The 14872-nt window shown below is 46.1% G+C and carries 14 protein-coding genes; 2 read left to right on the top strand and 12 right to left on the bottom strand.

The annotated features are described in order from the left end of the window. The 8 genes from hflK to GMES_RS17220 form a co-directional block, all read right to left on the bottom strand. Complete coding sequence (hflK, locus tag GMES_RS17255) at positions 1 to 1149, bottom strand: FtsH protease activity modulator HflK (RefSeq protein WP_006994045.1); 1149 nt, start codon at positions 1147 to 1149, stop codon at positions 1 to 3. Positions 1150 to 1212: 63 nt separating this feature from the next. Continuing rightward, positions 1213 to 2511 carry a ribosome rescue GTPase HflX gene (gene hflX, locus GMES_RS17250; protein ID WP_006994044.1) on the bottom strand — a complete coding sequence of 433 codons (1299 nt, stop codon included), beginning with the start codon at positions 2509 to 2511 and terminating at the stop codon, positions 1213 to 1215. A 25-nt stretch (positions 2512 to 2536) separates the two neighbouring features. After that, positions 2537 to 2788: an RNA chaperone Hfq gene (gene hfq / locus GMES_RS17245; RefSeq protein ID WP_006994043.1), complete on the bottom strand. Its 252-nt coding sequence runs from the start codon at positions 2786 to 2788 to the stop codon at positions 2537 to 2539. Between the two features lie 79 nt (positions 2789 to 2867). Next, positions 2868 to 3815, bottom strand: a complete 948-nt coding sequence (gene miaA, locus GMES_RS17240; protein WP_006994042.1) for a tRNA (adenosine(37)-N6)-dimethylallyltransferase MiaA — start codon at positions 3813 to 3815, stop codon at positions 2868 to 2870. Beyond that, positions 3799 to 5820 (bottom strand): DNA mismatch repair endonuclease MutL, encoded by a 2022-nt coding sequence (mutL, locus tag GMES_RS17235; protein ID WP_006994041.1) that lies wholly within the window; start codon positions 5818 to 5820, stop codon positions 3799 to 3801. Before mutL ends, miaA begins: the two co-directional genes overlap by 17 nt. Positions 5821 to 5869: 49 nt before the next feature. Further along, a complete protein-coding gene (locus GMES_RS17230) occupies positions 5870 to 7207 on the bottom strand; it encodes an N-acetylmuramoyl-L-alanine amidase (protein WP_006994040.1) in 1338 nt (445 codons plus the stop codon). Then, positions 7204 to 7665: a tRNA (adenosine(37)-N6)-threonylcarbamoyltransferase complex ATPase subunit type 1 TsaE gene (tsaE, locus tag GMES_RS17225; protein WP_006994039.1), complete on the bottom strand. Its 462-nt coding sequence runs from the start codon at positions 7663 to 7665 to the stop codon at positions 7204 to 7206. Before tsaE ends, GMES_RS17230 begins: the two co-directional genes overlap by 4 nt. Continuing rightward, the gene (locus GMES_RS17220; RefSeq protein ID WP_006994038.1) at positions 7662 to 9197 is read right to left on the bottom strand and encodes a bifunctional ADP-dependent NAD(P)H-hydrate dehydratase/NAD(P)H-hydrate epimerase; all 1536 of its coding nucleotides are present in this window, start codon (positions 9195 to 9197) and stop codon (positions 7662 to 7664) included. Before GMES_RS17220 ends, tsaE begins: the two co-directional genes overlap by 4 nt. Between GMES_RS17220 and queG the strand changes: the two genes are divergently transcribed. Next, positions 9185 to 10378, top strand: coding sequence for a tRNA epoxyqueuosine(34) reductase QueG (queG, locus tag GMES_RS17215; RefSeq protein ID WP_006994037.1), 1194 nt, complete (start codon positions 9185 to 9187; stop codon positions 10376 to 10378). The two genes, GMES_RS17220 and queG, sit on opposite strands and share 13 nt — an antisense overlap. A gap of 74 nt (positions 10379 to 10452) precedes the next feature. Here queG and GMES_RS17210 read toward each other — a convergent pair whose 3' ends face one another. From GMES_RS17210 to GMES_RS17200, 3 genes are all read right to left on the bottom strand, one after another. Next, on the bottom strand, positions 10453 to 10830 hold the full coding sequence (locus GMES_RS17210; RefSeq protein ID WP_006994036.1) for a hypothetical protein: 378 nt from the start codon (positions 10828 to 10830) through the stop codon (positions 10453 to 10455). Between the two features lie 114 nt (positions 10831 to 10944). Then, entirely contained in the window at positions 10945 to 11736 is a 792-nt protein-coding gene (locus GMES_RS17205) for a tRNA1(Val) (adenine(37)-N6)-methyltransferase (protein ID WP_006994035.1), read from the bottom strand. Positions 11737 to 11767: 31 nt separating this feature from the next. Next, positions 11768 to 12418 (bottom strand): NAD(P)H-binding protein, encoded by a 651-nt coding sequence (locus GMES_RS17200; protein WP_006994034.1) that lies wholly within the window; start codon positions 12416 to 12418, stop codon positions 11768 to 11770. 63 nt (positions 12419 to 12481) lie between these two features. Here GMES_RS17200 and GMES_RS17195 point away from each other — a divergent pair, with 63 nt between their 5' ends. Next, complete coding sequence (locus tag GMES_RS17195; RefSeq protein WP_006994033.1) at positions 12482 to 14689, top strand: S9 family peptidase; 2208 nt, start codon at positions 12482 to 12484, stop codon at positions 14687 to 14689. A gap of 72 nt (positions 14690 to 14761) precedes the next feature. On the opposite strand, the gene GMES_RS17190 is transcribed toward GMES_RS17195, so the two are convergent. Then, positions 14762 to 14872: IS3 family transposase (locus GMES_RS17190; RefSeq protein ID WP_039987722.1), on the bottom strand; the 111-nt coding region annotated here is incomplete at its 5' end.

Genomic DNA, 14872 nt, shown 5'->3' with positions numbered 1-14872 from the left:
TTAGTTTCTCCCACTACGTGAACTGCCACTACGAATGCCGTTATCTTGTGAACCACTATTTGATACTGGATCTTGATTACGTAAACCTTCTAGCGTTCTACGGTTTGTTGATGGCGATGTACTGGAGGCTTGTTTTTCCAGAATTTTGTCTAGTGGTAGATAAAGCATGTTGCCACTACCTTTGGTGTCTACCATGATTTTGCTGGTGTTAGCGTACACTTCTTCCAACGTTTCTAGGTAAATACGGCTGCGCGTCACTTCAGGAGCTGCTTTATATTGAGGAAGCAACTCTTCGAAACGTGCGACTTCACCTTGCGCCTGCAGGATAGATTGTTCTTTATATGCTTGCGCTTCTTCAGCCATACGGTTCACCTGACCTCGAGCACGAGGCTCAATTTCGCGCGAATACGCTTCTGCTTCATTGATAAAGCGTTGCTCATCTTCTTGGGCGGCAATAGCGTCATCAAATGCGGCTTTCACTTCTTCCGGTGGGCGGGCATCTTTAAAGTTCATATCAACTATTGAGATCCCCATATCGTAGGGTTCTAAAATTGCTTGAAGTTCGTCACGTACATTTTGACGGGCTACTTCACGGCCACTAGTTAGGATGTCATCCATTTTTGAATGACCCACTACGTAGCGAATGGCACTGTCAAACGCTTGGCTCAAGCTTGTTTCTGGGCTAGTCACCGAGAAGCTGTACTTGTATGGTTCAAGAATTCGGTATTGTACTTCCATCTCTACGCGCACCACGTTTTCATCTTCGGTCAGCATAGAGCCAGAAGAAGGCAGTGAACGTACCGTTTGCACGTCAACGGGTAACACGCTATCAACGAAGGTCGGTTTCCAGCGCAGGCCAGGCTCAACAAAGTGGCTGAACTCACCGAAACGCAATACCACGCCGCGCTCAGCTTCACGTATGGTGTAAAAACCACTGATGAACCAAACGATAACTAAAAGGCCAACAACCAAACCAAGACCCAAGCCGAAGCCTTTGCCGCCAGAAGAGCCGCCTTTGCCACCACCAAACTTACCGAATTTATTTAAAATATTTTTAAATACTTCGTCTAAATCAGGTGGACCTTGATCGCGACCACCGCGGTTCTTCCACGGATCATTATTGTTACCACCGGGCTCATTCCAAGCCATCTTTACTCTCCAAATAGTTAGTCATATATATTCTGTTTATAAATTCTACGTACCGGATAACCGCTATGCTTCAATGCTTTTCACAATAAGGGATGCTAAGTCAGCATCAGAGTGTTTTGCCAAACGCTGCCAATCTGCAAGAGGCATATGTATCTCTACTAACCAGTCACCATTTTCGGCATAAGATTCTTCAGAGATGCAGTTTAAATTAAACAAATCACCTCGTAGTTTACCTTCTTGCGGTGGAATGCGTAACTGATGACGCACCATATTCTGTGCTAAGCAATCGCTCAGTGCTTCGAACAATAATTCTGTTCCTAAACCTTGCTGTGCCGACATCCAGACACGAGTTGGTACGCCGTTTTCATCTCGATCGATCCGTGGCTCAACGCCATCCATGCGATCAATCTTGTTACAAATCATTAATTGGGGTATTTCGTCAGAGTCAATCTCGTCCAATACCTCATTAACCTGATCGATATTCTCACGAAATTGGTCATCGGAATAGTCAACCACATGGAGCAATAAATCTGCCTGCTGCGTTTCTTGAAGAGTTGCCTTAAAAGCGGCGACTAAATCATGAGGAAGATGGCGAATAAATCCAACTGTGTCAGCCAAAATGGCTGGGCCAACGTCCTGCAACTCAATTCGTCTTAGTGTTGGGTCTAACGTGGCGAATAGTTGATCCGCTGCGTATACCTCAGACTGAGTGATCGTATTGAATAGGGTCGACTTACCGGCGTTGGTGTAACCCACAAGCGCAAGGGTCGGAATTTCAGCCCGCACTCGCGCGCGCCTGCCTTGTTCACGCTGTTTTTGTACTTTGCGTAAACGCCCTTGAATACTTTTAATGCGCGCACGCAGTAAACGTCTGTCGGTTTCCAATTGCGTTTCACCTGGACCACGCAAGCCTATGCCGCCTTTTTGACGCTCAAGGTGAGTCCAGCCGCGGATAAGACGCGTTGAAATATGTTTAAGTTGGGCGAGCTCTACTTGTAACTTACCTTCGTGGGTACGTGCACGTTGCGCAAAAATATCTAAAATCAATCCGGTGCGATCCAGCACGCGGCATTTACATAATTGCTCTAAGTTACGTTCTTGAGAGGGTGATAAGCTGTGATTAAAAATAACCACATCAGCTTCAGATGCTCTAACAGTGTTAGCTATTTCTTCTGCTTTGCCACTGCCGACAAAATAGCGCGTATGAGGAGCATTACGGCTGCCAGTAACGACATCAACCGCATTCACTCCCGCAGATGTGGCCAACAACTGAAGTTCTAGTAGATCTTCTTTGCTGTTGTCATCAGAAAAATCTATATGTACTAATACAGCCTGTTCGCCTGCTTCATAACGGTCAAACAAGCCGTTCTCCTGGGACCTTCACTAACTATTGGTTCTCGTCAGCATCCGCGTGAGGATTAGTAGCAGCAACTGGTAGCGCCCGTGAAGGAACGACGGTAGAAATTGCATGCTTATATACCATTTGGCTGACGGTGTTTTTTAGCAAAATGACAAATTGGTCAAATGACTCAACTTGACCCTGCAATTTAATCCCGTTGACAAGATAAATTGATACAGGAATACGCTCTTTGCGTAGCGCATTTAGAAATGGGTCTTGTAAAGACTGCCCTTTAGCCATCATCTATCCTTTCTTTTTATTATCAAACTCGCCTTTTTGCCCAGTATACAGAATTTAAAAAGGCTGTATAGCTCACGGCTCACGTACGAATTCTGCTGAGTTTCATCACATTAGTCAAATTGTCTTTTGAAAAGGTATCTAACCAATGTAAGTTTTGCCAACTGCGTAACCACGTTAGTTGACGTTTAGCCAGTTGTCTGGTGGCTGCTAAGCCTTTTTCGCGCATTTCTTGGTAACTATTTTCACCCTCCAAAAACTGCCACATTTGCCGATATCCCACACAGCGCATTGACGGTAGATCTAGGTGTAAATCTGCTCGAGATTTTAATCTTGCAACTTCTGCCTCAAAGCCAGAATTCAACATAATATCAAAGCGTTGTGCGATTCTATCGTGCAAAATATGTCTATCTGAAGGCGCTATAGCAAATTGTGAAAACTGATATGGGGCCGAAGGTTGTTTATTCAAACTTAATTCGGTCATTGATTTACCACTGATACGATAAATCTCTAACGCACGGCTTAAACGCTGAGGGTCATTAGGGTGAATGCGCTGTGCTGAAACTGGGTCTATGCCTTGTAATTCCTGATGTAGCGCTTGCCAGCCATTTTTCTCGGCCTGCTCTTCAATTTCTGCTCTGACCAGTGGATCTGCTTGAGGTAAAGTGGATAGACCGTCCGTTAGTGCCTTGTAATACATCATGGTACCGCCGACCAATAATGGAATTCGGCCGCGCTCAGTAATATCTTGCATGGCTGCTAATGCATCACGTCTAAATTCAGCCACAGAGTAACTTTGTACCGGGTCGAGAATGTCGATGAGTCGATGAGGAGCCTGAGCAAGCTCTTCGGCGGTGGGTTTGGCCGTGCCAATATCCATCTCTTTATAGATTAACGCTGAATCAACACTGATTATTTCACAGGGAAGAGCCTGACACAGCTCAATGGCCAGTGCGGTTTTACCGGAAGCCGTAGGGCCCATGAGTAAAATAGCAGGTGGGAGCTGTTGATTGTCAGTGTGTTGATTCAATATGGGCGCTTACTAATGTTGCCAGCGGTAATAACACTGCTGTATTCATCAAAGTTTCAAACGTACGTGGATAAGCAACAAGTGCGGTCCATGTTTCATGCATCTGAAGTGGGGTAAGTTTTGGTGAATGCAAGGCGATGCAATTAAATAAATGCGTTTTAACCTCGTTTTCATCTGAAATGGCTTTATCAAGCAACTCAGGCAGTATGTTCGCCCAAGGCAAATGGCGCATACCTGAGGGCACCTTTTTTAAGATCACGCGCTTTTGACTCCAACCGATTTCTACTCTGTTGTTCAGTAACGCTTCATACATGGCTTGTGCCCGCTGTAGTGCGGCCTTGTCAGCGGTAATTGAAACTGGCATCAGTAATGGTTGGGACACACAATTAGCTGTATCAAAGGTGGTACTGATATGCGCCGCTACAAGGGCACTGATGGTTAACACATAGTGCCGGGCTTCAAACAAAACCAATAATCTTTCGTCATCCACCGGCACGCATAAATGCTCACTCTGGGGGCAGTGTGTCACGTCACTGTTGAGCACATGCTGGGTGCTCATGAGTTGTTGGTAACCTTTTACCGCTTGTGCCGATATACTCTTGCCAGAGCCAGAGCCAGAGCCAGAGCCAGAGCCAGAGCCAGAGCCAGAGCCAGAGCCTTGAGTGCGCCCAGTGGTATTTTTAAGAGGATAGTTGCCAGCTATTAAAGAGTCACTACTTAGGGCGGACGAATACCCCTGTGATGAAGAATGCGCCGTATTTGCTTCTCGCCTAGTTGCTCCATTATCCCCATAAGGAGCCCTAACAAACTCATTACTGGGTTGAATCTTACCGTGCTCTTCACTGTTCATTGAAGAATGCACATGAGAGGCCGGCTCCCCTTCGGCAACACCAGTAGGTGATTGCTGGGCCGATTGAATAGGGGCAATGTAGTCGTGGTGTGGTGTTACCTCTGCCAACTCGCTGGGCCCAGATTGCGCTGGTGCGGCGCTAAAGTACTGATGTATGCCATCAGCAAGCGCACGAAAGATAAAATCATGGACTAACCGAGCTTGATGAAAGCGCACTTCATGTTTCGCTGGATGCACATTTACATCCACTTCGTGATGCGCAATGTTTAAATACAGCACGTAATTTGGCGATGAATCAGGGCTGATAACGCCCTCAAACGCTTGGCGAATGGCGTGGTTAATCAACTTATCGCGCATCATGCGACCATTCACGTAGAAATACTGCACATCGGATTGCTGGGTCGCTAAATCAGGCGGGGCTATCCAGCCGGTTAATACCATCTCTTGATAGTGGCTGTCTAAAGCGATGGCCGAATTGGCAAAATCTTTGTTACAAATCGCCCCTAAGCGCCTGAGGTGATCTGTTTGTTCTGTCAGGGCAGGGTATTTTCGCAGCAACTTACCATTGTGTTTTAAGCTAAAGCTCACATCGAAGCGACTTAACGAAATACGCCTTATGACTTCATCGATATGATTGAACTCGGTTTTTTCAGCCCGTAAAAATTTTCGCCGAGCAGGGGTGTTAAAGAATAAATCAATCACCTCAACACTGCTGCCATCAGGATGAGCAACAGGGTTTAATTGCACCTGCATGTCTCGACCTTCAGCGTGGGCTTGCCATGCCTGTGGCTGGTTTTTGGGTTTTGAGGTCAATGTTAAGCGGGCCACTGAGCTAATACTGGCTAAGGCTTCTCCGCGAAAGCCCAAACTGTGAATGTGCTCTAAGTCGTCTAGGGAGCTAATTTTACTGGTGGCGTGGCGACTTAAGGCAAGGGCCAGCTGGTCTTTTTCGATACCCCCGCCATTGTCTCGAATACAAATGCGCTTATGCCCGCCTTTGTCGATTTCTATATCGATTTGACTCGCCCCAGAGTCCAGACTGTTTTCGACTAACTCTTTAACAACGGACGCAGGCCTTTCCACCACTTCGCCTGCGGCGATTTGGTTAGCAAGTTGAGCGGGTAAAATACGTATCGTTGCACTGGTGGCTGACAAAAAAAAGACCTTAAAAGATAATCGAGCTGTGGCGTTATTGTATAACGGACTAAGTGCGAGGAATAGTCAGCACTTGTCCTATGCGCACTACATCGGAGTTTAAGTTATTCGCGGCCTTAATATCGCCTACGTCTACATTGTAGCGCTGGGCAAGTAACGATAGGCTTTCGCCGCTGCGCACTCTGTGAGTACGATTATAGCGTTTCTGTTTTGCCCATAGTGAATCATCAGGTGGGGAGTCTAAAAAGTGAGTTTTCACCGCGGTAAAGATTGAATCGGCCAGTTGCTGGCGGAATTTGGACCAATTCAAATTCTTCTCTTCGCTCGGGTTTGAGATAAATCCCGTTTCAACCAAAATGGACGGAATATCAGGCGCGGTTAGTACCGCCAAGCTAGCCGCTTGAGGGATTTTTTTGTGCATTCTGGTGATGCCACGCAACTTGCCTATGACCTTACGGCTTAAATCGTAACTGGTAGTGAGAGAGTGATCCATGGACATATCTAGCAAGGCTTGTGTTAAGTAGCGCTCGCTGGCCGTGTCTTGAATGACCTCTGCTGCTCCGCCAAGTAGCTCAGAGTGGCGTTCTGATTTCTCCATCCAGCGGCCTAACTCTGAATTAGCGCGGCGCATAGATAATACCCACACTGAAGCCCCTCGCGGTTGAGGTGTGGTGAAGGCGTCAGCATGTATTGATATCAACAAGTCCGCTTTGTGCTTACGGGCGATGTCGGGGCGTTTATTGGGTGAAATATAATAATCCCCTGAGCGCGTCATAACCGCTTTCATACCGGGTTCTGCATCGATCAGTTTGGCTAAGCGCTGAGCAACATTCAGGGTGATGTTTTTTTCAAATGTGCCGCCGCGGCCAATAGAGCCAGGGTCTTCACCGCCATGGCCAGCATCTAACACGATCACAATGTCACGTGATTGTTGAGAACTATTGTGCTTAACAACCGTCGGCGCAGTTTGAGGGGCGTTTTTATCATCTAAATCTATTACTAAGCGATTTCGATAGGGCTCGGTCGGTGGCAAGGCAAAAAGCGTGCTTTCGAGCTTTTTATTTAACTCAATGACAACCCGTATACTGCCTTTTTCTTTCGGAGAGCTGTAACGCAGTTTTTTCACCAGCGGGCTTTTACTGGCCAATGTTGCAAAATCGAAATTTTTATTGGTATTGGCTAAATCTACAACTAAGCGCTCGGGATTGCTTAAGGTGAAATAGCTATATTCTGGTGTGTCTTCAAGATCAAATACAATCCGAGTGCTGCCGGGGGACGGCCAAATTCGAACACTATCAATAGCATTTTTGGCAAAACTGGCAGGAACGACCAAAAGCAGCATAATGCTGAGAATTCCCGCTGTTATTTTTTGCCAAAGGTACTTCATTTTTGGGCCAATTCGCTCAGTAGTGTTTGTCCATATTCGTTATTTGCTTGCACAGTTAACGAGCGACTATTTTCAATAAATTCAATACTAATGTGTAAATCTGCCGCTGCCAAGAGGCCTTCGCCTTTATCTGCCCATTCGATTAAGCATATACAGTCGTCGTCAAAATAATCACGGATGCCAATAAATTCTAACTCTTCGGGATCAGACAGACGATATAAATCAAAATGAAATATGCGCCAGTCATTGATTTCGTATGGCTCCACCAATGTATAGGTGGGGCTTTTAACTCGTCCTTTGTAGCCTAAAGCGTGAATAAAACCGCGGCAAAAAGAAGTTTTCCCTGCACCGAGATCTCCTTCCAGATAAATGACCGTAGCGCGGCTGCAGAGATTGGCAAGCTGCCCAGCTAATTCAGTTGTGGCTTGCTCATCTGCTAAATAAAAAGAATGCTTCATGTGGGATTAACTAATACTCGTAAAGGTTCAAAAAGATCGCTGGCAAGCATACCACGTTGACCATATTGGTGGGCAACGTTATCCGCCGCGTTTGCGTGCAAACATACCCCATACAAAGCCGCTTGAGTGGCCGTCATCTTTTGGGCAAGAAGCCCTGCAATTATACCCGTGAGTGTATCGCCCATACCGGCTGTTGCCATACCAGGATTTCCGTCAGTGCAAATCCAGCTTTGTTCACCATTACTAATGATGCTGCCAGCCCCTTTAAGCACCGCAATGGCGTTGTACTTATTCGCCAGTGATTGGGCTGCTTTTAGCCGGTCTTGCTCTATTTCGGTAACGCTGCAGCCTAGCAAACGCGCTGCTTCCCCTGGGTGGGGGGTCATTACACTGTACTCTTTTGACAATGCACTTTGGTGTGAAGCACTACTGTCTGCCAGCATATTGAGTCCATCGGCGTCAATAACGCAGGGCTTTTGCGTCGAATGTAAATGGCTCATTACCTCATTAAATAACGACACTGCCCATTCGTCAGTGCCTAAACCTGGTCCAATAGCGATGCAGGAAGACCAATCAAGGTGTATTGAAAGTTGGTCGCTAGCTAACATTAATTCTGGGCGGCCCATGGAGATAGGCAATCGGCTGTCGCTATGGCAATAAGCTCGCACTAGTGCAGCGCCCGTGCGAAGCGCAGCTTCACTGGTCAAACGTAATGACCCCGGCATGCCTGTATTGGCACCCAAGGTCAGTAAACGGCCAAAGTGGCCCTTGTGGGCATTCGCCTCACGTTTATTCAGTGTGGGTAAGTGTGCATAATTGACCAAATAAGCATGAGGCGTAGCAATCGCATTGAAAGCATCTGCTATATCTAAATCATCATAGATGAGCTTGCCGCAATACGACTTGCCTTGCCCTGTTAGCAAGCCCGCTTTTTGTGCAACGACCGTAACGGTACAATCGGCATTAACGCAGGCGCCAAGGGGAGCGCCTGTGTCAGAATTTAGCCCTGAGGGTACATCAATGCTTAATATGGGTAAGCTCGACGCATTGATGGCATGGACAAGGTCTAGGGCGTCACCTCTGACCGGGCCATTTAATCCTGTGCCAAGAATGCCGTCCACGACAACGTCATAAATTGAAAAATCCGCATCTCGCCATGGAATAACCTCACCGCCTTCTGACAACCAAGTTTGCTGCGCAGTATAAGCATCTCCGTGCAGTGGTTTATCTGGATCAAGGGCAGCCACTGTCACTTGCCAGCCAAAAAATTTGGCCAAGGTGGCAACCACATAGCCGTCACCAGCATTGTTGCCGGCACCGACAACGACTAATAAATTATGCACATAGGGAAAGATGACTTTGAGATGGCGAAACACGCCTTGTCCGGCACGCTGCATTAACGCGTACATTTGATAACCGCTGGCTGTCGCGGCGGCTTTTTCGTGTTGACGTACCTGCTGCGCGAGAAAAACTTTCTGTGATAAACTGCTCGGCGCCCAATTTGCCGTCAAGGTTGTTAATGTCTTTTGCACAATATGATCTCCATCAATTAGCCCAAAATATCAAGGCTTGGGGCGAAGCGCTAGGCTTTCAACAAGTCGGTATTGCTGATATTGATTTATCTACTCATGAAAACAAGCTGCAATCGTGGTTGGACAGTGGCTATAATGGGCAAATGAATTTTATGGCTGAGCATGGCATGAAGCGCGCTAGGCCAGCTGAATTGTTGCCCGGTACCCTACGCGTCATTAGTGTGCGTATGGATTATTTACCCCCAGATGCCAAGTTTGCTCACACGTTAAGAAATAAAGAGTCAGCTTATATAAGCCGTTACGCGCTAGGTCGTGACTACCATAAATTATTGCGTAATAGGCTCAAAAAACTGGGTGAAAAAATTCGCACACAATGCACAACCGCTAACTTTAGGCCGTTCGTAGACTCTGCCCCTGTGCTAGAACATGCACTGGCGGAAAAAGCCGGTATCGGCTGGACGGGTAAGCATTCGCTTACGTTAAATCAACAAGGCGGGTCATGGTTTTTCTTAGGTGAGTTGTTTATTGATATTCCTTTACCAGTTGATGAGCCAGTTGAAGAACAATGTGGTAGCTGCAACGCGTGCATGACTATTTGCCCTACTCAGGCTATCGTCGCACCTTATGTGGTAGATGCTAAACGCTGTATTTCCTACTTAACCATAGAATTAAAAGGTGCTATCCCTGAAGCGTTTCGCCGTGCTTTGGGCAATCGTATTTACGGTTGTGATGATTGCCAACTGATTTGTCCATGGAACCGCTACGCGAAAATCACCAGTGAAACTGATTTTCACCCCAGAGACGTTTTACAAGATAAAACGTTGGCCGAGTTGGCGATGTGGGATGAGAGCACGTTTTTGAAAAATACCGAAGGGTCCGCTATTCGCCGTATAGGGCATGAACGTTGGCAACGTAATATCTCGATTGCCTTAGGCAATGCATCTTATTCAACGCACACCTACGAGGCACTCACAGTGTTAGCTGCTCAAGGCACAGATTTGGTACAAGAGCATGCTCGCTGGGCGCTAAATGAGCAAGACCTAAAAAAAGCACAAAGCATCCCGGTCGTGAGCATTGAGGATAATACGCCTCTGGATGACTCATTATTGGCCCCGCAAGCCAAACGCTTAAATCAGCGGTTAATTCGCAGCATCGAAAAAGGCTTGGCGCGAGATGCTTAACGCATAGACACATGGGGTCGTATACGTGCTTACATATGTGTCACGTGCTTCATTCACTCGTTAGTCACCCATCATCAAATGAAATACTGGACAATCCTAGGTACACTTTCGTGATCCATGGGTAAAGTAAAACCGTGGCCTTCGCTGTCGGTGGGAAATCCATATAAACCAAAGCGATTTCCTCTGGCAACACTGACAATGGCCACGAAGTTAGCGTGATCTTCTAAGTCGTCTTCTAGTGGGTCGAGAATAGGCAAGGTGTAGCGGCCAAATTCCATGATAGCGATTTGCCTGTGGTGACGTTGTACGAAGCAGGTGAAAGTTGGGTTGGGCACACAAGCATATAAGGCAAATTTGGGAATTTGCAGACCGACGCCATGCCAATGAAACTCCAACACGTGTAAGCGATCAGTCAAGGATGAAACGGAGTTTGGTAGCGGTACAGCACGCATAGTAACCTCCTGAAGAAAAGCAAACGGACTCTTTTTACGTTTGCCTATCTTCACATTAGGTAATTTTGAATCAACTATCTAGCATTTTTTGTCGCATTTGTGCGCTAGCTCCAACTAAAACTTCAAGTAATAGTCTTTACACAAGGCTATGTATTGGTCTGAATATTGATGACTCTGTGTATAAATAGTCAAGGTGCTATGGGTCGGTGGCTCACGACTAATAGGGGCACGGCTAAGGGGGGCAGGTACGCAAGAAGGGTCATTAATGCGAAAGGCAAGTAGTTCTCGAAGGGCACTTGTATTGGGTTTAGAAAACACCGTTAACTGCTTTATCAAATTTAACCCTAACGAGTCTGCAAAATCGATAAATGCTTGGCTAACGTCGCTGGGTAAAACACAGTAAAACACACCTGAGGGGGCAAGTAATTGCACCACATTATTAAGCAACGTCTGATGGGTTAGTTCACTGGTTTGCCTAGCGGTCACGCGTTTCTTGGCGTGTTTTTCATCCGTTAAAGTAGGGCTGTTAAAATACGGTGGATTACTGATGATGAGTGCAAATTTTTGGTTATCACTGTTTTGTGTGAATGATTGCACACTGGCTTGCTGCGCATCCAGTCTATGCGACCAAGGACTGCTGGCCATATTACGTTTAGCCTGTCCAATAGCGTCCTTATCGATATCAATTCCGCTAATATGGGTTTGCTCGTTGCTTTTTTGCGCCAGCATTACCGCTAACAAGCCGCTACCAGTGCCTATGTCTAGGCATTTTTGTACACCTGAGGCATTCGCTAAATCACACACTTTCACCCAACTGCCGAGCATGATGCTGTCGGTGCCGACTTTCATAGCGCAATCTTGATGCTCGATAAAGAACTGTTTAAATTGAAACCCTTGGCGTTTCATTGAGTGCCCTTTTTCGCGCTCTTTTTAGTAATCATTTAGCACTCTCTTTAGCAGAGAAGTTTTGTAGGGTTATCATATGCGCTGCCACTTGCCTTGCGCTCACAGGCTTATATTTCGCCCAGCGACCAAACAACAATGGGGAAATAAGCTTGGCAAATACAATTCCTATGCGCTCGGCAAAGCGTGTTTCCGGGCGCTCCCCAAGCAATAGTGATGGGCGTACTGCACTGGGGTGCTGCAAACCTGACAGGTTCAATATGGCGTTTTCTAATTCACCTTTCACTCGTAAGTAAAAGCTTTTACTTTTGGCGTTGGCCCCTACAGAGGATATCCACACAAAGCTCTTTGCTTTTTGTGCTCGGGCAAGCTGGGCCGCAATGTGAACGTACTCAAAATCGACTTTACGAAAGGCAGCTCTGCTTTTCGCGTGTTTAATGGTGGTACCTAGGCACACATAAATATGGTCAGCGTTAAAATACCCTTGGTAGTCTTGCAGTGCATCGAAGTCGATAACGATGGGCTCTAATATGCCCTTTGGGTCGGGGTAATCACAGTGTTTCAGCGGCTTTCGCACCAGGCAGGTTACCTTGCAATAACGCGAGTCTGAGAATAATTGTGTCACTAAAGCTTTACCCACTAGACCCGTTGCGCCTAAAACTAACGCGGTATTTATGTTCTTCATGTTTTACCTATGCGGATCAAGTCTTTACAATGCGCAGCTTATGGTTAAAGGATACTGATAATAATGAAAAATCTCATTTGGATCTTGTTATGTTCACTGGTGGTACCGGCAATGGCAACTGAAAATCTAACGATAGAACGCATTTTTGACTCTCCCGCCTTAGAAGGCAGCTCACCGAATAGCGTAAAAGTCTCTCCAGACGGACAGCGCGTGACCTTTTTACAGGGGAAAACCACAGATTATGAGCGTTACGACCTTTGGGAATACAACATTGCAACGGGGAAAACCCAAATGTTGTTCAACTCAGACGATTTACATAGCGGCCCTGAAACCTTATCTGATGAGGAAAAAGCTCGCCGTGAGCGCATGCGTCTTAGTGGCTCAGGCATAGTGAATTACTTTTGGTCAGACGATGGCAAGGCCTTGTTGTTTCCGTTAGCGGGGGATGCCTACTATTTCCGTTTAGGGGATGACAAAGCGCAAAAGATTTTAGACACAGAGGCATTTGAAACTGATATTCGTTTTTCACCCAAAGCGAATTTTATCTCTTATGTACGTGAGCAAAATTTGTTCATTAAAGACATCAATACCCAAGTAGAAACCCAGCTAACGTTTGATGGCAAAGGCCCAATCAAAAATGCCATGGCGGAGTTTGTCGCTCAAGAAGAAATGGGCCGCATGACTGGCTACTGGTGGTCACCAGATGAAAGCAAAATCGCATTTACCCAAGTGGATGAGACACCGGTTGACGAAATTACCCGTAGCGAAATTTACGCCGACTCCATTAAAATGATCAATCAGCGTTACCCAAGTGCGGGCACGCCGAACGTCACGGTAAAACTTGCAGTGAAAGATCTTGCTAGCGGCGACACCCAATGGGTTGATTTAGGTAAAGAGCAAGACATTTACCTTGCTCGGGTAAATTGGATGAAAGACAGCCAAACTTTAACTTACCAGTGGCAAAGCCGTAACCAACAAGCACTTGAGTTACGCGCGTTTGACAGCAAAACAGCCAAGCAAAGCGTATTGCTAACAGAATCGAGTAATACTTGGGTTAATTTAAATGACGACCTGCACTTTTTAAATGACCAAAAGCATTTTATTTGGGCATCAGAGAAAAGCGGATATAAACACCTTTACCTATATAAAACCGACGGCACCTTGGTACGTCAGTTGACGAAAGGCGACTGGGTGGTGGATGAAATTGAAGCCATTAACGAAAAGCAAGGCCTAGTGTATTTTACTGGTCGCGTTGACACGCCTCTTGAACAACACATTTACTCAGTCGCTATTGCTGGTGGCGATATCAAGAAAATTAGCCAACGCAGTGGTACCCACGGGCCTAGCTTTAGCGATGACGCTTCTGTTTATGTGGATAAATTCTCGACAGCTAATACGCCATGGCAGGTCAGCTTGCATCAGGCCGATGGTACGCACTTGGCTTGGTTAAGTGAAAATGCGATTAAAGCAGGTCACCCATTAGAGGCATTGCAAAAGGATTGGGTTGAGCCAACGCTCGATAGCTTTATTACTGAAAATGGCACAGAGCTTTATTATCGCTTGTACACACCGAAAAAAACTCAAGGTAAGCACCCTGTTATTGTTTACGTATACGGCGGCCCTCATGCGCAAGTGGTGACAAATAGCTGGGGCGGCAATCGTGGCTTGTTAATGCAGTATTGGGCAAGTAAAGGCTATGTGGTGTTTTCAGTGGACAATCGTGGTTCGAACTACCGTGGTAAAGGCTTTGAAGATCCACTTTATAAGAAAATGGGTAGCACAGAAGTAGATGACCAAATAGCGGGTGTAAAATTCTTGCGTAAATTACCTTATGTCGACCCAGAACGTATTGGTATTTATGGCCACAGTTACGGCGGTTATATGTCTCTGATGAGCATGTTTAAGGCTGGGGAGTATTTTAAAGCTGGTGTTGCTGGTGCGCCCGTCACAGACTGGGGGTTATACGATACCCATTACACCGAGCGTTACATGGGTAACCCAAAAGAAGATGAAGATGCATATATTGCTTCTTCTGTTTTCCCTTATGCAAAGAATCTGACCGGTGACTTGATGATTTACCATGGTATGGCAGACGATAACGTATTGTTTACTAACAGCACCAAGCTATATAAACATTTACAAGATTTAGCTATCCCGTTTGAAAGCATGGATTACCCAGGCAAGAAACACAGTATACGTGGCAAGCAAACAGGTATTCATTTGTTTCACACTATTACTAACTTCTTTAATCGTCACTTCGATATGAAGTAATATCTTTCCACGTTAATATTAAAACGTAAAAAGGCGACTGTTTGAAGTGACCCCATAAAGTTGGACTCATTTCTAAGCGGCAACCAAGGCCTGATGTCGATATTGTATCGGACTCAGGCCTTTTAGTTTCAGCTTAATGCGTTCGTTGTTGTAATAGTCGATGTATTCTTCGATGTTTTCAAA

Source organism: Paraglaciecola mesophila KMM 241, assembly GCF_000315015.1.
Classification (GTDB): domain Bacteria; phylum Pseudomonadota; class Gammaproteobacteria; order Enterobacterales; family Alteromonadaceae; genus Paraglaciecola; species Paraglaciecola mesophila.
Note: the sequence above shows the minus strand (reverse complement) of the source record. Positions and strands in the feature narration are given on the sequence as shown.